We start from the raw sequence: 19139 nt of genomic DNA, 5'->3' as shown, positions 1-19139 counted from the left end.
ATATTTCAGTTTAAAATCGACATACTGAGCCACAGAGGTAAAATATGAATAAAAAGATCGTAAACAACTACGGCTCTTTTGATATAACTTTTGTAAAAGCTAAAGGCTCTACGATGTGGGATAAAAAAGATAAAAAATATATCGACTTTATAGCCGGCATTGGAGTTAATTGTCTTGGGCACAATTATAAACCTCTTGTTCGGGCTATTTCTCGTCAAGCTAAACGGCAAATTCATATTTCAAATTATTATTTTTCAGATGTCGGAGTTGAATACGCAGAAGAACTTCTCGAGGTCACAGGTTTTAATCACGGTTATTTTGGCAACTCAGGAGCTGAAGCAAATGAAGCTGCAATTAAGCTCGCTAGAAAATACGGTCAGCTTAACGGCGGTGATAAACGGAAGACGATTGTAACTCTGGAGAGTTCGTTTCATGGAAGGACGATTGCAACATTGACGGCGACCGGTCAAAAGCGTTTTCATCCCGACTGCTTTGCTCCGTATTTGTCAGGTTTTAAAACGATTAAGGCAAACGATTTTGAAGCGCTAAAAACGGCTTTTGACGATACAACCGCAGCTCTTTTTATTGAGTGCATTCAAGGAGAAGGTGGAGTAAATTTGATTGATCCTGTGTGGGCAAAAAACGCAGCAGACGCGGCACGCAAAGCCGGAGCAATTGTTATGGCAGACGAAGTTCAAACAGGAATCGGACGTACAGGGATATTCCTCGCAAGCGACAGGCTCGGGTTTAATCCGGAAGTGGTGACACTTGCAAAAGGAATTGCGGGCGGTATTCCAATGGGAGCGTGTTTGTTTCGTGGGAAAGCATCTGATGTTTTGGTTGCTGGGGACCATCAGTCTACATTTGCAGGAAACCCGCTCGCATGTGCAGCTGCAAAAGTCGTTTTAGAAACAGTTTCGGATTATGATTTTCTTGACAGAGTTAACAACGCCGGCGACTATATCCGCGGAGCAATCAGCGGCTGGAATATTCCAATTGTAAAAGATATTCGCGGAAGTGGACTTATGATCGGGATTCAAATTGATTCGTCAATTAAACCTTTTGATATAGAAGTCTGTTGTCTTGAAGAAGGTCTTTGCACAACAACAGCCGGTTCTGATGTGATCAGATTTCTGCCACCTCTTACAATCAGTGACCGCGAAATAGAGGAAGGTCTTGCAATTTTTAAAAAAGTTTTGCAGTCATTCTGTAAATAAAAAGATTTCAATCACATTATTTCTCTTTTTAATTTCCGTTCAATTGTTTGCATCCGGAGTGATGGCGCGTCCGCGCAACGTTTATGTAATTAAGACTCAGCATTTCGATATTCTTTTCCCGTCAAATTCGGCATCTACCGCAAATCTTCTTGCCGAAAATGCAGATTCAGTTTATCAAAGAGCAAAAGACGCTTTGAATTTTGATGAAGATTTGAGGATGCCTGTAATCATCTCTCCCGATTCCGATAAACTTTCCGTAGAATATACATCGTCGCCTTACAACCGAATAATAATATACGACGCAGTTCCCGGAATTGACGATGTTTGTTTTGAATATCCGCTGCTTTCACTTTTTTTTCACGAAGTTTTTTCGGCGATTGCTTCTTCTGTAAAGTCAGGCATAAACAAATATATTAAAATTGAATCTTATCAGCCGCTTTCAACGTTGAATCTCCCTTTTTCATTCATCGAAGGGTTTTCTTATTATGCGGAAGATTATGTTTCAAAAACACAAGAAAACTCGCACTTTGGACGTTTTAACGATGGATATTTTTTGCAGATTCTTTCACAGGCGAAACTTGAGGGAAAGTTTCCGAACTGGATTCAAGCTTCTTCTAAGAGAGATATTTATCCAGGAGATGTTCTTTCAGAAGCTGCGTGTTCGGCATTTTCGGCGTATTTGATGCAGGCGTACGGCGTTGAAAAATATATAGAGCTTTGGAAAGAATGCGGCAACTTTCATCTTTTTTTTATGCCTGAAATTTTTTACAAAGTTTATGGAAAGTCGATTTCCGTGCTTTGGGAAGAATTTAAAGATTCAGTTTTGCTTCCGGATGATATTGAAGAGATGAGCAAATTTCAACTTCTTACTCAAAAAGTTTTTGAAGATAATCAGGGGCTTTATGAACACATCCTTTCTACAGATTTTGGGCTTATATGGTATGACGGAATCCGCCACGAAGTAGACATTTACGATAGATTCAGTTTTTTTGATATGCGTCAGCTCCTATTCCTTGCAGACGGAATTGAAAAACTCTCTCTTTCGCCTGATGGAAAATACCTTGCAGTTTCTTATTCTATAATAAAAAATAATTCTTTTTTTTATGAAAATAAGACGATGATTTACAATATCAAAGAGCGAAAATTTCTAGAGCGCAAGTTCGATTTGAGAGATTCTGAGATAATCAATTTGAAAGACGGCTCGATGGCAATCGTTGGGGTAGATGATTCTGACAAGATTCCCCATCTTAAAGTTTTTACTCTTGCAGACGGCAAAGATGATATATCTCTGATTTATGAAAAACTTTTTTCCAGAACAATAATTCCGTTTACTCCTGTCGGAGTAGATAATGGTACGATTTTTTGCCTTGTTTCGGAAAACAACAGACAATCGGTTCTCCGAATCGAAGTGGAGTCTGGGGAAGAAAAACGCTGGAACTTTAGAACTCAGGACGAAGGGCAAATAAATATCAGAAATCTCAGAGCTTTTGGTGAAAAATCTTATTCATTTGAGTATGTTGATAGAGCTTCTAATTCGTTTACGCGAATGGGATATTTTACTGTAGATGAAGCGAACGATATAAAAAATGTCTATATTCAGTCTGTCGATTTATCCGGTGGAATATATTATCCGACGCTTCAAAAAGATGTTGTTTATTTTTGTTCAAAACTTGTTGAAAACAATGAACTTCGCAAAATAAAGTTCGAAAATCTCAGTTTTAAACATGCTGAAGTTTTAGAGTGCAAAGACTTGCAATTCAAAAATAATGATACTGTTGAATACACAATCGCTGATATCCAAAAAAAATATCAGCTTAAAAGGTATAATCCGTTTTCTTACCTTATTGACGGCTCGATTATCCCTTTGTTTGCTATAAAATACATTTCAATCGATGAACAGCCAAGCTTGTGGCCGGCAGTCGGTTTTACTCTAAAAACACAGTCCGACCCGTTTATGAACAACAAGGCGGTAATTTCTGCCGCTTCTGCTTTTGCAAAATTGAGTTTTTCAAAAGTAATCAATCCTACCGAAGAAGAAAAGCGAAAAATGAAACACGAAGAATCGCTTGAAAATAAAAATTTTTCTTTTTCTGCTTTTGTGGAAAACAATTCCACCCCTGTCGATATAAGGCTCTCATCGCAATTGAATTTTAATAAAAAAGGTGAATATGATTTTTTTATGCTCGCAGGTACATTTTGGACAACATCTTTGCGGACAAGTTTTAACCGCCTGAATTTTAACGTGAACTCCAATTGGAAAGTTTCAACAGATTATTATGATTCTAACAAAGTTGATGAAAACGGCAATAAAAATGAACCCCTTGCAAATTGGCCGTCTTTTTACGACGCTTACAGCACGTTTGAAATTTCCGGTTCCGCAGAATATTCAAATATCCATCAATACGGGCTCTCAAAATATGAAAAGAGAGGGTTTTCATTTGGCGCAAGGATTTTTTCATTTTGGGATTTATACGAACTAAATGTTTTGAATAAGGTGCGTGCAGAAAACGATAATTCGGCAGGTTCAAAAAACGCTGAAAAAAATCTTACAAAAGCTCAACTTGAAGCGTTGTACAACAAAAAGTTTATTGAAATCACGCAGATCAACTTAGGGCTTTTCGGGGCAATTGAAATTCCTCGTCTGAATATGTTTACAATTAAAAACGGGTGGGTTTTCAGCATGCCGTCAACTATAAAAGTAGAAATCTTAAACAGGCAGGGAAACGCGCTTGATGCATCAGTTCAGACTATGCTTTTAGGCAACGAAATTCAAAACGGGCTTCCAAAACTTTATCTATATTTTTCGCGATTCGGATTGTTCGGCGGTTATAACATTCGTCTCGATTACAACACGAATCAAATTCGACTTCCCGATATCCGCGAGAAAGATTACTTGAGACGAGTTTTTTCAAACACATATTTAAACGACAGTGTTTATTGCGTTTTAGATATAGATTTTGTAGCTCCTATAGGTCAACTCTCAAGCACGGTGTTCAAATTTAAAACAAAAGGCGAATATTTTTTACAGTCAAAAGAATTTAAAATGACTTTCGACTTTGTTGCATCATTTTAAATTTTTAAGTAACTATTTTTATTTTTGAATTGTTCTGTTAATATACTCGAAAATTATTTCAAAAAATTGGAGGACTAAAATGATTGAAGTTTCCCGCGTTTCCCGCCTGTTTGGGGATTTTCGTGCGGTAAATGATGTCAGCTTTTCAATTCCAACAGGACAGATTGTTGGACTTCTCGGGCCGAATGGCGCTGGCAAAACAACTACAATGAGAATGATTACCGGTTTTATTCTCCCGTCATCAGGAAGTATAAAAATAGACGGGGTCGATATTTCTGAAAATTCTGTCGAAGCAAAGAAAAAAATCGGCTACATGCCGGAGTCGGCTCCTCTGTATGGAGATATGATTGTTGAAGATTATCTTAAGTATGTTGCAGAGATTGAAGGAAAAAATCCAGAAGAAAAAGTTCCTGTTCTGTGTGCACAATGCGGACTGAAAGAAGTGATGGGGAAAAATATTTCAGAACTTTCACGCGGAAATCGGCAGAGAGTTTCTCTCGCCCACGCTCTTATGAACGACCCTGAAATTTTAATTCTTGACGAACCGACATCAGGGCTCGACCCGAATCAAGTTGAAGATGTCCGTGCTATAATCCGCGAAATCGGAAAGACAAGAACAGTTATTGTGTCAACTCACATTTTGAGCGAAGTTGAAACGCTGTGTTCACGTGCAATAATCATTGCCGGCGGAAAACTTGTTGCTGATAGCCCAATCTCCGAATTGAAAGACCGTTTCGGTCACGAGCTTGCTGTAAAAGTTATAGTCGACGGCTCTTACGAAGATGTTTCAAAAGCTGTTGAGACAATCGAAGGTGTCGATTCTGTCGCAAAATCTACGGCGGAAGTTTCGGTCGACGGCACTGAACTGACAGGACTTTTGATATCTGTAAAAGGTCAGCAAGAGATTCGCCCTAGTGTTGCAAAAAAACTTGCAGAAAAAGGATTTCCTCTTTACGAGATGGCGATCCAAAAGAACAGTCTTGAAGATGTATTCCACACACTGACGGAGGTGCAATGATGAAAGCTAAAAATCCTGCCATCACAATAATGAAGCGCGAACTCAAAACATATTTTACAGGTCCGATTGCATATATCGTCACCGGGTTATTTTTAATTATCACTGGAATTTTATTTTTTTCCGCTTTCTTTTTGGGTAACAGGGCGGAGCTTCGCCAGTATTTTTCCTATCTTCCTCTGTTGCTCTCCTTTTTTGTTCCGGCTCTTACAATGCGTATCTTTGCCGAAGAAAAAAGGTCCGGTTCAATTGAAACTCTAATGACTTTACCTGTGACTGAAATTCAAGTCGTAACCGGTAAATATCTTGCATCTTGCATCAGCACAATCGTGATGATTTCTCCGACGTTGCTTTACATTATCCCCGTAGCGATTTTTGGTTCTCCTGATTTTGGTCCAATTATCGGAGGATTTATTGGAGCGATTTTTCTATGTGCAAGTTATACGGCAATCGGTATCTTTGCGACATCAATCACAAAAAATCAGATAATCGCTTTTTTTACAGGATTTATTATCTGTATTGTCCTGACTCTTGTTGATTCGTTTTTGATATTTCTTCCATCGTCTATCGTGAGCTTTTTTAGCTTTATTTCTGCCGAGTCTCACTTTACTTCAATTGCGCGTGGAATAATCGACACAAGAGATTTGATTTACTTTTTGTCTCTTACAGGACTGTTCTTTGTTATCACAGTAAAAATTGAACAGAATGCAAAAAACTAGGTGGTGAGCAAATGAAAAAAATAATAAACTGGCTAAAAAGTCCAAAATCAGATTTTGTTTTATTTTTATTTCTGATTGTCTTTATAAATCTCGCAAGTTACAACTTGTTTGCAAGATTTGACCTTACGGCTCCAAAATCTTACTCGCTTTCAAAAGGAAGTAAAACAGTTGTAAAAAATCTTGAGCAGCCGCTTTCTGTGAGAGCTTTTTTTGACGAAAATCTTCCGTCTCCTTATAACAGTGTAGCTCAATATGTAAAAGATATTCTCGTTGAATACAAAGGAGTCGCAAATAAAAACTTTTCTGTTTCATTTGTAGATACAACAAAACCGGAAAATGCAGAACTTGCCGATAGTCTCGGTTTGAGCCGGATTCAGATTCAGGAAGTAAAAAACAACGAAGTCGGATTCAAACAGGGGTACATGGGCATCGTCATCACTTATGGCGACAGCATACAGACAATAAACCCTATCACGACGGCTGACAGTTTTGAATTTAAACTTACATCTGCAATGTCGAAGATGATTTCAATGTCTGATACTCTCGCAGGATTAAAAAAAGACGATAAAATCACGCTGACTCTTTATTTAAGCGATTCTCTTAAGCAGCTTGGGATAAACGGCGCTGAACAGGCGGAAGATATCGTAAAAAAAGCATACAAGAGCGTAAATGCAAAGAATATGGACAGGCTCGATTTTAATCACGTATCTCCTTCAACAGCGCAAGTTACCGCACTTGTAGAAAAATACGGTATTCAGTCTGTTTCTTACACCGACTCCAATAAAGAGGCTCAAAAGGCGGCTGTAGGGCTTATACTCGAACACGGTGACAAATTTTACAGCCTCCCATTTGAAATCAAGCAGTCATTCTTTGGTTATTCAATCGGTGGACTTGAAGATGTAGAGTCTGCAATCACAGATGGTTTACAGAGCCTTTTGTCTAATGTGACTTCAATCGGATATATAACCGGGCATGGAGAGTTGAAACACACTTCAGCGGAAAATGCAGGCAACTTGCAAACTCTGATTTCCGGCATGTATAAACTTGAAGATATCGATTTGAACTCTTCGGATATTCCTGTGGGAATGAATTCGGTGATTGTAAACGGCTCAAAAAATGATTACACGGAAGAGGAATTGTATAAGCTCGACCAGTTTGTAATGCGCGGCGGAAATATTTTATTTTTTTTGTCAGGAGTTTATGCCGACGACAATGACCAAATGAGGGGTTATTCAATGCCAAGCTATGTTCCAAATACGTCAAACATAAGCAGGTTGTTGGATAAATATGGTGTAAAAATTGAAAACAACATGGTGATGGATTCAAACAGCTATCAGGTAAACAATCAACAGTACGGAAAGTTGAACTATTATTGGGCTCCTGTCTTGCACAAAAGTCAGCTTGCTAAAAACAGTGCAATTACAAACAACCTCGGTTTTGTGATAATGCTTGAGAATTCTTCACTCGATATTTCGGATGCGGAAGCTGACGATGATACAAAAGTTACCGTTCTCGCAAAATCTTCCGATGAAGCTTGGACAATGTCTGATGGAATTCTTTTGAATCCGCTGATGATTCAGCCGCCTGCAAAAGACAAATTAAAATCTTACCCATTAGCAGTGATGGTCGAAGGAAAATTCAAAAGTGCATTCGAAGGATTTCCGGTTCAGGAAAACAATTCTGGAAATTCAGGCAACGAGCTTGTCACATCAAATCACATAGCTTCAAGCGTGATGCCCGGAAAAATATTTGTCGCAGGCTCATCTTCAATTACGACTGGTCAAGTAACAGATGACAGTGGTTCAACTCCAATTTCTATGTTCATCATGAACGTCATAGATTATATGAATGGAAACGAAGATTTGTGCGCTATGCGTACAAAAAGCCTTGCTGTAAACAACCTCACCGTGAAAAGTTCTGCCGCAGCTAACTTCTGGAAGATATTCTGCCAGTACGGATTGACTTTAGGGGTTGTGATTGTATGGTTTATCGTCTGGAGAATGCGCATAAAACGCAAAAGAGAAATCAATAAAAAATACAATCCTGATGACACAAGAACAATTACAAAACAGGAATAAAAGGTGGCTGAGATGAAAACTAGAAAATTGATTTTGATTATTGCAGATGTCGTTCTTTTGGCTGTCTGCATTTTTCAGTGGGGCAGAAAATCACATGATACGACTAAATATTTTAAATTTACAGACACCCCTGACTCTATCGGAATCATCACTCCTGATGAAAATATAAACATCAAAATGGATGATGGAAAATGGTTTGTAGGAGAGAAAAAGTATCCTGCAAATCAGGCAACTGTCGACGAATTTATTAGCTCGTTATCTTCTATCAGAGCTCTCAATAAAGTCGGTTCTACTTCGCGTCAATCGGAAGTGGAACGCTATGAACTGAATGAAGGCAAGGCAACTGTAGTGACAGTAAAAAAAGGCGATAAAGTTTTGAGAACAGTCACAATCGGCAAAAAAGCTATAAACGATTCCCAATGTTATGGAACTTTTGACGACGGTAAAGATATTTATCTTATTGCAGGAAAATTAAAAGATATTTTTGCAACAAATGTTCAGAAAATCCGTTCAGAAATCGTATTCAATTTGAATGCCGAAGAGATGACAGGGATTTCTATCACTGATTATTCAAAAAATGGCGTAGAAGGAAAAACTGTCACCGTTTCAAGGATTGTAAACGGCGAAGAAGTTTCATGGAATGTAAGTGGGACAGATATTCAAGTTGATTCTATAAAAGCAAAGAATTTTCTTGAAGGTTTTGCAAATCTTACAACAAGCGAATGGTATGAAGACGACGCAAATCTTGAAGGAACAAAAATTGTTTCTGCCAAAATTGAGCATGCAACTAAGACAACTTCAGTTGAAATTTATGAAAAGAAAATGTCGAAAAGCGAAACAGCTCAGCAGTATTTTGGAAAATCGAGTGAAACTCCATATACATTCAAAGTAAACAAAAACAGTGTAGATAAATATCTCAAAAATACGGATGAACTTGCAAAATGATAAAGCTGGCAGTTTTTTTGGGGAATTATGGGAAAGAATATGAGAAAACCAGGCACAACATTGCTTGGTATTTTGAAGACTCTCTGCCGTTTGCTGATAAATTAAAATGGCAGAGCAAATTTAAAGGCGAAATCGCAAGCGTCACACCTAGTGAACTTGCCGACTTTGCCTGCGAAACAAAAATCTGTTCAAAAAAGGACGGAACGCCTGTCGCAGTCCCTCAAGAAGCCCCTGACCGCATATTTTTTTTAAAACCGATGACTTACATGAACCTCAGCGGCGAAAGCGTAATCGAAGCGGCAAACTTTTATAAAATCAAACCGGAAGATATTATGATTGTCCACGATGAGCTTGAACTTGCGTTAGGTTTTGTAAGCCTAAAATGGAGCGGAGGGCTCGGCGGACACAACGGTTTGCGTTCAACTAAGCTCGTTTTAAATACTCCTGATTTTTGGCGCTTACGATTCGGAATCGGCAGACCAGATAACGATAAAATAGGGGTAGCAGATTGGGTCTTGAGCCGTTTTACAGCAGAGCAGCAGGAAATCATGCAGAGCGTGTTCAGTCAGGCAAATGTTCTTTTCGTGAAAGTCCTGCTTTCTAAAAAAACGCAAGATTTAGTTCAAAACTGGGGAAAGAAAAATCTTATTTCACAATAAAAATGATTATATATAAATATATTGACATACTACGATAATTATACTATGTTAGATACAGTATAATGGTGATTTATAAATCGTCTTAATATAAAAAAATGACAGTTAAGGAGAATGTTATGGCTGTAGTTAGTTTGAAGGATGTGCACAAGTTCTATCCTCTTGGAAAAGAAAGGATTGAAGCGGTACGTGGTGTTACATTTGAAATTGAAAAAGGAGAATTTGCTGCGATTTCAGGACCGTCTGGTTCCGGTAAATCGACAATTTTAAATATGGTAGGTTTGATAGACTTGCCGAGTTCCGGTTCAATTGTGATTGGAGGAACTGATGTTTACGATGGCGTTGACCTTTTGAAAACTGAAGTTGCCGATACTAGATGGGCGACTTCTGAATCTAAGAAAGATGGTGGTAAAAAGAAAAAAACGCTTGTTTCAATCCCTCCAAAGCTCGACCGCAGAATCACAGCTCTCCGTCGCTCACATATCGGGTTTATATTCCAAACTTTCAACCTTATTCCTGTGTTAAATGTTTACGAAAATATTGAATTTCCTCTTCTTCTTGAATCAAAAAATCCTGATTCAAAATCTCCTGTAGATAGCTTTACAAAAGCTCAGAAAGAAGAATGGATTTGCTTTTTGATGGAAAAGGTTGGACTTTCTGATTGGAAAAATCATAAGGCAAACGAACTTTCTGGCGGACAGCGACAGCGTGTTGCAATCGCTCGCGCTCTTGTCACAAAAGCGCCTGTAATTCTTGCCGATGAGCCTACAGCAAACCTTGACTCAAAGAACTCTGAACAGATTCTAAAATTGATGAAATCTTTGAATAAAGATCCGGATTTGCAGACTACATTTATTTTTTCTACGCACGATTCACGTATTGTAGATATGTGCGACCATGTTGTTCATATTCTTGACGGTCAGGTAAAAAATGACGAACACAAGACTGGCTCAGATGTTTATAAAATTTAGGAGTTTGCCGTGAAAGATATAATAAAATTAGCACTGCGGAATCTTAAGGAACATAAATCTAAAACCTTGATTATCTCTTTGTTTATACTCTTTGGAGTAGCGATTGTAATCATGGGAAATTCGTTCCTTGAATCTATAAACCGTGGGCTTGAAAAAGATTTTAGAGCTAATGTTACTTCCGATATTGTGATTTCTCCAATTCCGGAAAAAGGAACTATAATAGATATTGGTGGCGTGATTTCAACAGGAGGCAGTATCGACAGTCTGAAGGTTCCGGGGCTTGCTGACCTTGAAAAAATTGAAAAAATTATTGCAGAGACGAAAAGCGTAAAAAAACAGACAAAGTTAATTACAGCAACAGTTATGGTTTCTATTGGAACTGAAGTTGATTTATCGGTGTTAACAGAAAATGATGATTTAGATTATTCAAAATATCCAAGTGCAGTACTCTTTGCTGGCGAAGACGGAACTTATAGAGATATGTTCCCTGATTTGAAAATAATCGAGGGCTCTTATCCAACGCCGGGTTCAAATGAGATAATTGTTGATAATCGTATTTTAGAAAATATAAAAGCTGTCTACAAAAAAGATTTAAAAGTTGGAGATGCAGTTTCGATTATGGGGATGTCATCTGGTGGAAAGATTCGTGAAGCAAAAGTTTCCGGCATATACAAACCTGCAAACGAGCATTCTGCGATGTATCAGCCAATTTACTGTGAGCCAAGTCTTGCCCGTTCCTTTGCGGATTTGACTTATGCCTCTTCTTTTAAGGAGGAATTGCCTAGTAATGTGGATCTTTCACTTTCATCTTTGTCTGAAGACGACCTGTTTGGCTATGAAGATGATGTTTCGATGGACGGTGGCTCAGCCGTTCTCGGTGATTCATCAGTTGGATTTGATAATATTCTCGGTGATACAACTCTCCGCAATGAACTCAACAAAACTGATGATGGTTCGTGGCAATATATCTTGTTAAGGCTTGATAATGCTCGCGCTGATAAAAGACTCGTGGTGGAACTCAACAAACGCTTTAAAGAGGAAGGGTTAAACGCGCAGGCTATGAACTGGAAAAAAGGGGCATATTCATATTCTAGTACAGTTGACGGAATAGGATATATTTTCAATATCCTTATCATAATTCTTGCAATCGTTGTATTTATCATCATCATGAATACTATGGTCGTTTCTGTTTTTGAGCGTACTAGTGAAATTGGAACAATGCGCGCTATTGGAGCGGAGAAGAAATTTGTAAGACGTCTTTTCAATTCTGAAGCATTAATCCTTACATCGCTCTCATCTGTAGGAGGAATTATTTTTGCCTTTATTGTGATGCTTATTTTTAATTCGTTAAACTTAACAATCACAAATGCGATTGCAAAGGAAATTCTTGGTGGCGGAATGCTTCACTTTAGCCCAACCCCACAGATTGTCATTCTTATAATTGGTGTAGCGATTGTTGGAGGCTTATTTGCAAATATGTATCCTGTAAAATCAGCACTCAAAATTACACCAATTAAGGCACTGAGCAAAGAGTAGAGGAGAAATTGAAATGAAAACAGTTAATTTGGCGTTAAGAAACCTTACTCGTAACAAACGACGTAATGCTATTCTTGCGATTGCAATTGCATTCGGATTCTTTGTTGTAACAGCAATCGAAGGGTTGACAACGGGTATGGTCGGGAATCTTGAAAATCAGATTACTCAACTTTTAGGTGGCAATGTGCTGATTCAGGGGTTTGAATATATTAAGCCTTCTACCCCTGGAGGAAAAGCGTCAACCGCAACCATCATGCGCAATAAAAATTATATCAAGAACATCGTAGATGAAAGTAAAATTCCTTATGAATATTACTCATCGTTCACAGATTCTTATGGATATATCATTTTTAGCGGTAAAAAAAATACTATTCAGCTTTATGGACGCGACCTTAAGGATAAGAGGCTGAACGATTCGTTTCAGTTTGTTTCGGGCGGTGTAAACACAGATATCAAAAATGGAATTATAATCAGCGATAAAACAGCATCCGCATTGAACTTGCAAGTCGGTGACAATATCCTTTATTCTACGACTACAGTTTATGGCCAAAATACATTTGCAGATATGACTGTGACCGGAATCCTAAAATCAAGTGGATTTTTCAGCTCAATACAATCTTATGCTGATATTGAAGATGTAAATGAATTTTTAGAGATGCCTGTCGGTGGATATTCTCTTTTTTCTGTTTATCTAAAAAATAAAAAACAGCAGACTCTTTTGGCTAACTTTATTGAAGAGAGAATCAGCAAAGACCACGAGTCAAATCCTGATGTAAGCGTCACGAGCCGTGCTGAGGCAATGAGAACAAATCCAAAAAACATTGCTACAGGACTTCGAAAACAAGTAAATCCAAACAAAAAGTACGAGTGGCAAGGCGTTAAATATATGTCTACAACATTTTATGACCAGGTTCCGCAGATTGAGACTGTACTGAACATTGTTCATATCATTACGACGGTCATCTTAATCGTAATTCTTTTGATTGTAATGGTCGGCGTTTCAAATACATATCGCATGGTTTTGTATGAACGAATCCGTGAGATTGGAACAATGCGTGCTCTCGGAATGAGTGGCAAAGATACTCGGCGGATATTTACAAATGAGGCGGTTATCTTATGTATAATCGGTGCTATTGCCGGATTGATTATTGCGACAATTGTTATGACAATTGTTCATTTTATTCCAATTGCAAATGAATCGCTTTCGTTCTTTCTTAAAAAGGGGCATTTTACATTCAAGCTCTCGATTGTTTCTATCATAATCCAGTATTTGATTTTGATTATACTTACGACATTTGCGGTACGAGGAAGCGCAAAACAGGCTGCAAAAATGAATCCTGCCGAAGCCTTGCGTACTGTTAAATAATCGATAACTAAAGGAGATTTATAATATGAAAAAAATATTATCGTTACTATTTGTGTTTTCAATTCTCACATCAGTTTTTGCAAATGCATCAGATATTGATTCAGAGCGCGCATATAAGATTATGGAGTCTACAGAAGATATCCTCGCTTACAACGGCGATTATTCTGCGACACTTTCGCTCATAATTGAAAAGCCCGGCAAACCAAAATCAAATCTTCAGTACAAGATTTTTGAGCGCACACACAAAAACTTGATGACAATGGTTCAGCTTTTCCCTGAAGCAGATAAAGGGATAGGATATCTTCGCGATGGAGACAACATCTGGTCTTATGATCCAATCGGTCGTAAATTTTCACATACTTCCATAAAAGAAGCGCTCGGCGACTCAAATGTAAACTTAGACGACGTTGAGCAGAACAAAACTAGGTGGCGAAATAATTACGATGTTGAGGCGATTGAAAGTGGAAAACTTGGCAAATTCGATGTAGATATCATCACTTTGAAAGCTAAGACTACAGAGCCTTCTTATGCTAAAGTAAAATATTATGTCAGAAAGGATGTTACTCTTATTTTAAAAGAGGAAGATTTTTCCGGCTCAGACAGATTGATGCGCACAATTCTCTTTCCAAAATACGCAAAAGTTCCTGCAGGTTATGTTGCAATGCAGGCGATCATACGCGATGAGTTAAACGTTGGAGAGCAGACAACTCAGATTGTCTCTGATTTGACTTTTGACACATTGCCAAACAAGATTTTTACAAAAGCGTATCTTGAAGGATTGAACTAGTTTTTGTGGCGCATATAGATGCAGATTTGTACGAAAAATATCGGTACATATCTGCGTAAAATCGTGTCGAGTTATTTTGGAGATAATATGAAGAAATTTAAATATATCGCACTTTTTGCGACGTTTATTTTTGTAGGGAACAGTCTATTCGCACAGGCAGATGAAGATTTGTTTGGCGATGACGGAATTGAAGAGGTTAATGAAGTTTCGGCCAAATCAGATTTGAGCAAAGGTTCTTTGTTTGAAAATGGTTCTGTAAAAATAGGAGGAAGCCTTGGCGCTTCTATTTCTACAACAACAACGCTTTTTGATAAAGAAAACGGTAAAAATATTGGCGAAAATATAAAAGATACAAAACTTTCCCCATCATTGAGTTCTTTTTTGTCAGTTGACGCAAGGCCAACACAAACTTTGCGAATGTATACTAAGTTTGGAATTGCTTATCCGTTTGAAGTAAAGGCAATTACAACTCCCGGCGGAACATCCGTAAAAGACTGGTTTACGCTAAAAGAGATGTTCACAGATTTTTCATTTGCCGACAGAGTTTTTTTCCGCTTTGGTCTTCACACTGTCACTTGGGGAACAGGTTACTTCTTCAGCCCTGTGTCTGATGTAATCAACACATCTTCAATCGACCCGGAAAACCCTACAGAGCAGGTGAACGGCGCTCTAAATCTTCGCACACAAATCACATTCCCTGATTCTCGCAACTGTGTTTGGCTTTATGTAATTCCCTCAACTGACTTTGCTGCCGGAACTGTTGATTCTTACGCGAGAAGCACAGGACTTGCCGGTAAATATGAATTTGTACTTGGAGGCTGGGAATTAGGAGTTGGTGGTTTTTGGAAATACCAGAACGCTCCTAAGGCGATGGTAACCGCGAGCGGAAGCGTAAAAAAAGTCTCGCTGTTTGGTGAAGTTGTTTATCAGTACGGCGCTTTATCTGAATGGCAAAAAAATACAAATTGGAATGGTAAAACAAGTATTTTGCAGGCTACTGCAGGCTTAAGCTATTACTGGAAAGACCCTCAAATCAATTTGATGGGACAGTATTATTTTGACGGCAATAAAAAAGACTTTGCCCATGAGTTAGGAACTTACGGTCACAATATTACGTTGAATGTTAGTTTTGGAAAGTTAGGAAATGCTAAAAATCTTACAGCGACAGTATTTGCTATGGCAAATTTTGGTAAGCACAGCATAGACGATGCGCTCTCTCGAACTGATCTGTCTGCCGAAGAAACTATGGCTTTGAACGCCGCAAAACTCTCAAATAATGCAAAAATCAACCATGTCACTGCATCTGCAATGCTGAATTATTCGCCTTTTGATAATTTTAGTATTTCGGCAGGACCAAATGTAAGCTGGGAAGATTATAACAAAGTTCCTGTGACATCGCTTAAGCTTACTGTAAAACTTGGCGGCGGTAAGTTTTAATTTTTTGTAAAATTTTGTATACTCTTTAAGATATGGATGCAGGTTCATGCTTGCATCCATAAATCTATTATAAAGAGGTCAAAAATGGTAGAAGTTAAAAATATAGAAGTTTTCGGGCTTGACAGAGCATTAAACGCAAAATCAAATTCTTTCAACGCAGGAGAAATTGATACATCTGTTTCTTTTGATAAAACTGATGATAACAGGCAGTGGAAAGTTGCAAAAGCTCTTGGCGGAAATATGCATTCTCATCAATCACACGACGCTTATTTAAAAGGCATTCTCGTCGTGTTTGATATAAAAGGCAATGGTGTATTTATGCCTGAATTCCAGCGCTATCATTTTGCCGATATAGTTATGTCGCAGTCGACAATGCACAGCATGGATAAATTCATGACTTCAGATTACGACCCATTCACAAAATATGTTTCTGAAAATTCAAAAAAAGAAACGCGCAATAATTATGCAAAATATGTAATGGCAAAAAAGTCAGGAAACAAGCAAGATATTTACGAAGCCTTTGAAGTCCTTGTTCACAATCTTCCACGCGGACTTGAACTCTGGGCAACGGTGAGTACAAATTTCCTTCAACTCAAAACCATCGTAATCCAGAGATTTCATCATAAAAATGTTGAAGACTGGCTGGGATTTATCGAGGCGTTTTATAAAGTGCCTTATTTTAGAGAGCTTTGCGGTTTTGATGGAGCTGAATGGAATCTCGAAAACTGGTAGATAATTAAAAAGTCACTGGAGCTTTTACCATTTTCCTTTTATACAGATTGATGTCTTATGCCTTGCTCTAAAATGGACAAAACAACCGCAGACCGCACATGTCATTCCTCCAATAAGCTCTGAACAATTGTTACAGATTTTGAGCCGCTCGTTGTAACAAGATTCGCCTACATAATCAAAAATCTGTTCATGAGCGGCAAGCTCTTCTACTAGCTGAGGAGTCATGTCCATTGAGGCGAGCGATGCTTTATTGTCACAGACAGGGCAGATAATCTTATCCATTTCGCCTATTTTGTCATCGTCAGTTGCAAAACACTCATTGCAGGCAATGTAACTTCGACTTCATTCTCAGAAGTGATTTTTACAGTTCCTTTTTTTTCAACTACACTATCTGGTTGCGCAAATGTGTTACAGCTGTTCATGCTATCGGCGGTCAAAACTGTAGCTTCTGCCGACTTAATTTTTTGGGAAAGACCACTCAGCTTTACGCAAACTTGTTTGTTTTCTCTTAGAGACGCATTTGTCAAAGTTACAGTGTAAACATCTCTTTTGTATGAAGCCGATGATGTGAGCGAAATGATACGAGCATTGTCCATCCCGATTTCATTAGAGGCAACAGAACTCGTGAGATGAGTCGCATCCATGTGCGATTTATACATATGAAAAACGTACCATGTTGGAGTCTTTATCATCTTATCGCCTTCAGTAAGGACAGGAGATTGAAGGACATTTACTGCTTGTGCAATATTTGCAACCCGTACGCGGTCACAGTGATTGTTAAAAATATTTAACGTAATTCCTGCCACAAGAGCATCACGGATAGTATTTTGCTGATAGAGAAATCCCGGGTTTGTTTCCGGTTCAACAGCATGCCACATTCCCCATTCGTCAACGACAAGTGCTACACGTTTTTCGGGATCATATTTTGACATAATCTCATCATGCCGCCTGATAAGCGTTTCCATAAAAGATGCATTTTTGAGGGCAATATACCAGCCTTTTTCATCAAAGCCTGTCGCCGTGTGTTTGTTGCTCCAGTCGGGTTCAATCGTATAATGATGAAGAGAGAGCCCGTCCATAAAATTTCCAGCTTCTTTCATTAAGACATCTGTCCAGTTCCAGTCGGAAGTGTTTGGACCGCACGCAATCTTAAATATTTTTGTTGCGCCATATTGACGTACATAAGTCTGATAACGGCGGTATAAATCTGCATAATATTCAGGTTTCATGTTTCCGCCGCAGCCCCAGTTTTCATTTCCAACGCAAAAAAACGGAAGTTTCCACGGTTCTTTATGTCCATTTTTTTCTCGGAGCTTACTGATAGGAGATTCGCCTCCAAATGTTATGTATTCAACCCATTCAGACATTTCTTGAACAGAACCGCTTCCAACGTTTCCGTTTACGTATGGTTTACAGCCTAAAATTTCACACAATCCGAAAAACTCGTCTGTCCCAAAGCTGTTGTCCTCTAAAACTCCACCCCAATGGGTGTTTATCATGCGTTTTCGTGTTTCGCAAGCACCGACTCCATCACGCCAATGGTATTCATCAGCAAAACATCCGCCCGGCCAGCGAAGATTTGGAATATCAATCTCTTTAAATGCTTCTACAACATCTTTTCTGTACCCGTTGATATTCGGAATATCGGAATTTTTTCCAACCCAAAAGCCGCCGTAAATACAGCGTCCAAGGTGCTCACTAAAATGACCGTAAATATCGCGGCTAATTTGTTTGCCGTCGTAATCGGCATTTACAATAACTGTATCCATAAAAATTTCCTATTGAATTATGTGTTTGATATAATTATTAGGTAAAACGAGGATATGTGTATAACAAAACTATATGGAAATTGGAAAATCAGATATCGGCTTATTTGAATAAGACCAAATCTTTTAATTTCAACGAATAAGTTGAATCCAATTCATTTCGCGTACCAGGTTCGCTTATCAGAGGAATTTCAAAATGATATACAAAAGGCTCGTAATTCGGCGCCTTTACTTCAAGTGAAAAGTGAAAAGTTTTTGAGATTCCCGCTTTATCCGCACTGATAGATTTTACCCAGAAAGAATATTTTCCTTTTGTGCTTTTTACTGTCGTATATGGGTTTGACCATGTTTTGTCTGCCATCTCTACTTGTTTGCCATCTAACTTAAGGAGCAGCGTTGCCCCGGTAACAGGTTCAAAAGTTGTTCCGTCAAGAATGCTTCCCATGAATGTTGAAAAATTGAACGCCGGCTTTGAATCCCCTTCAACAGTGCATTCTTTTCTGTCATGTGTGTGGAACGGGCGCTTTGTGTTGCTTACAATTCTGATTCCTTCAAGAGCAAGGGAATCTATATCTGCTGCCATCTGCTGGCTGTAAATCGTATCGGCTGCGTATGTTACACCTCGACCTGAAATTACATATTTAGGCGGAATTCTGTTTAATACATAACTTACTGTATCAAGACGGCAGTTTTCGCAGTCGCAACTGAGCCACGCTGCCCCACTTTCTTTGATTGTATCATAAATTTTATTTACAGATTTAATAACAATGTCTTCCATCAAGTTATGTACGTTCATATACATCATCTCCTTAATATGCTAAAGTTCTGTCTCGCATTTATA

16 protein-coding genes are annotated in these 19139 nt (G+C 38.4%); 13 read left to right on the top strand and 3 right to left on the bottom strand.

Translation table 11 applies throughout. The features are described from left to right. Window positions 1-44 precede the first annotated feature (44 nt). The 13 genes from H9I37_RS10640 (at window position 45) to H9I37_RS10580 (ending at window position 16532) form a co-directional block, all read left to right on the top strand. Window positions 45-1217: an aspartate aminotransferase family protein gene (locus H9I37_RS10640; protein ID WP_187382702.1), complete on the top strand. Its 1173-nt coding sequence runs from the start codon at window positions 45-47 to the stop codon at window positions 1215-1217. Then, window positions 1177-4290 carry a hypothetical protein gene (locus tag H9I37_RS10635; RefSeq protein WP_187382701.1) on the top strand — a complete coding sequence of 1038 codons (3114 nt, stop codon included), beginning with the start codon at window positions 1177-1179 and terminating at the stop codon, window positions 4288-4290. Before H9I37_RS10640 ends, H9I37_RS10635 begins: the two co-directional genes overlap by 41 nt. Before the next feature lie 79 nt (window positions 4291-4369). Then, complete coding sequence (locus tag H9I37_RS10630; protein WP_187382700.1) at window positions 4370-5308, top strand: ABC transporter ATP-binding protein; 939 nt, start codon at window positions 4370-4372, stop codon at window positions 5306-5308. Beyond that, window positions 5305-6024 carry an ABC-2 transporter permease gene (locus tag H9I37_RS10625; RefSeq protein ID WP_255422574.1) on the top strand — a complete coding sequence of 240 codons (720 nt, stop codon included), beginning with the start codon at window positions 5305-5307 and terminating at the stop codon, window positions 6022-6024. The genes H9I37_RS10630 and H9I37_RS10625 overlap by 4 nt, the downstream gene beginning before the upstream one ends. An 11-nt stretch (window positions 6025-6035) precedes the next feature. Then, window positions 6036-8102, top strand: a complete 2067-nt coding sequence (locus H9I37_RS10620) for a GldG family protein (protein ID WP_187382699.1) — start codon at window positions 6036-6038, stop codon at window positions 8100-8102. Window positions 8103-8114: 12 nt separating this feature from the next. Then, window positions 8115-9047, top strand: a complete 933-nt coding sequence (locus tag H9I37_RS10615) for a DUF4340 domain-containing protein (RefSeq protein WP_187382698.1) — start codon at window positions 8115-8117, stop codon at window positions 9045-9047. After that, entirely contained in the window at window positions 9044-9706 is a 663-nt protein-coding gene (gene pth / locus H9I37_RS10610) for an aminoacyl-tRNA hydrolase (RefSeq protein ID WP_187382697.1), read from the top strand. Before H9I37_RS10615 ends, pth begins: the two co-directional genes overlap by 4 nt. A gap of 116 nt (window positions 9707-9822) precedes the next feature. Beyond that, a complete protein-coding gene (locus H9I37_RS10605) occupies window positions 9823-10674 on the top strand; it encodes an ABC transporter ATP-binding protein (protein WP_187382696.1) in 852 nt (283 codons plus the stop codon). A 9-nt stretch (window positions 10675-10683) separates the two neighbouring features. Beyond that, window positions 10684-12210: an ABC transporter permease gene (locus tag H9I37_RS11680; protein WP_187382695.1), complete on the top strand. Its 1527-nt coding sequence runs from the start codon at window positions 10684-10686 to the stop codon at window positions 12208-12210. 13 nt (window positions 12211-12223) lie between these two features. Further along, window positions 12224-13576, top strand: coding sequence for an ABC transporter permease (locus tag H9I37_RS10595; protein WP_187382694.1), 1353 nt, complete (start codon window positions 12224-12226; stop codon window positions 13574-13576). A 25-nt stretch (window positions 13577-13601) separates the two neighbouring features. Continuing rightward, window positions 13602-14363 (top strand): outer membrane lipoprotein-sorting protein, encoded by a 762-nt coding sequence (locus H9I37_RS10590; RefSeq protein WP_187382693.1) that lies wholly within the window; start codon window positions 13602-13604, stop codon window positions 14361-14363. A gap of 87 nt (window positions 14364-14450) precedes the next feature. Beyond that, window positions 14451-15800 carry a hypothetical protein gene (locus H9I37_RS10585; RefSeq protein WP_187382692.1) on the top strand — a complete coding sequence of 450 codons (1350 nt, stop codon included), beginning with the start codon at window positions 14451-14453 and terminating at the stop codon, window positions 15798-15800. An 84-nt stretch (window positions 15801-15884) separates the two neighbouring features. After that, on the top strand, window positions 15885-16532 hold the full coding sequence (locus tag H9I37_RS10580; protein WP_187382691.1) for a hypothetical protein: 648 nt from the start codon (window positions 15885-15887) through the stop codon (window positions 16530-16532). A gap of 24 nt (window positions 16533-16556) precedes the next feature. On the opposite strand, the gene H9I37_RS10575 is transcribed toward H9I37_RS10580, so the two are convergent. The 3 genes from H9I37_RS10575 to H9I37_RS10565 all read right to left on the bottom strand — a co-directional run bounded on the left by H9I37_RS10575 (window position 16557) and on the right by H9I37_RS10565 (window position 19094). Beyond that, window positions 16557-16814 carry a DUF6171 family protein gene (locus tag H9I37_RS10575; protein ID WP_187382690.1) on the bottom strand — a complete coding sequence of 86 codons (258 nt, stop codon included), beginning with the start codon at window positions 16812-16814 and terminating at the stop codon, window positions 16557-16559. A gap of 5 nt (window positions 16815-16819) precedes the next feature. Continuing rightward, the gene (locus H9I37_RS10570) at window positions 16820-18301 is read right to left on the bottom strand and encodes an alpha-N-arabinofuranosidase (RefSeq protein WP_187382689.1); all 1482 of its coding nucleotides are present in this window, start codon (window positions 18299-18301) and stop codon (window positions 16820-16822) included. 100 nt (window positions 18302-18401) lie between these two features. Then, window positions 18402-19094: a late competence development ComFB family protein gene (locus H9I37_RS10565; RefSeq protein WP_187382688.1), complete on the bottom strand. Its 693-nt coding sequence runs from the start codon at window positions 19092-19094 to the stop codon at window positions 18402-18404. Window positions 19095-19139: the final 45 nt, after the last annotated feature.

This window comes from Treponema sp. Marseille-Q3903 (assembly GCF_014334335.1).
In the GTDB taxonomy this organism is placed as follows: Bacteria; Spirochaetota; Spirochaetia; order Treponematales; family Treponemataceae; genus Treponema_D.
Note: the sequence above shows the minus strand (reverse complement) of the source record. Positions and strands in the feature narration are given on the sequence as shown.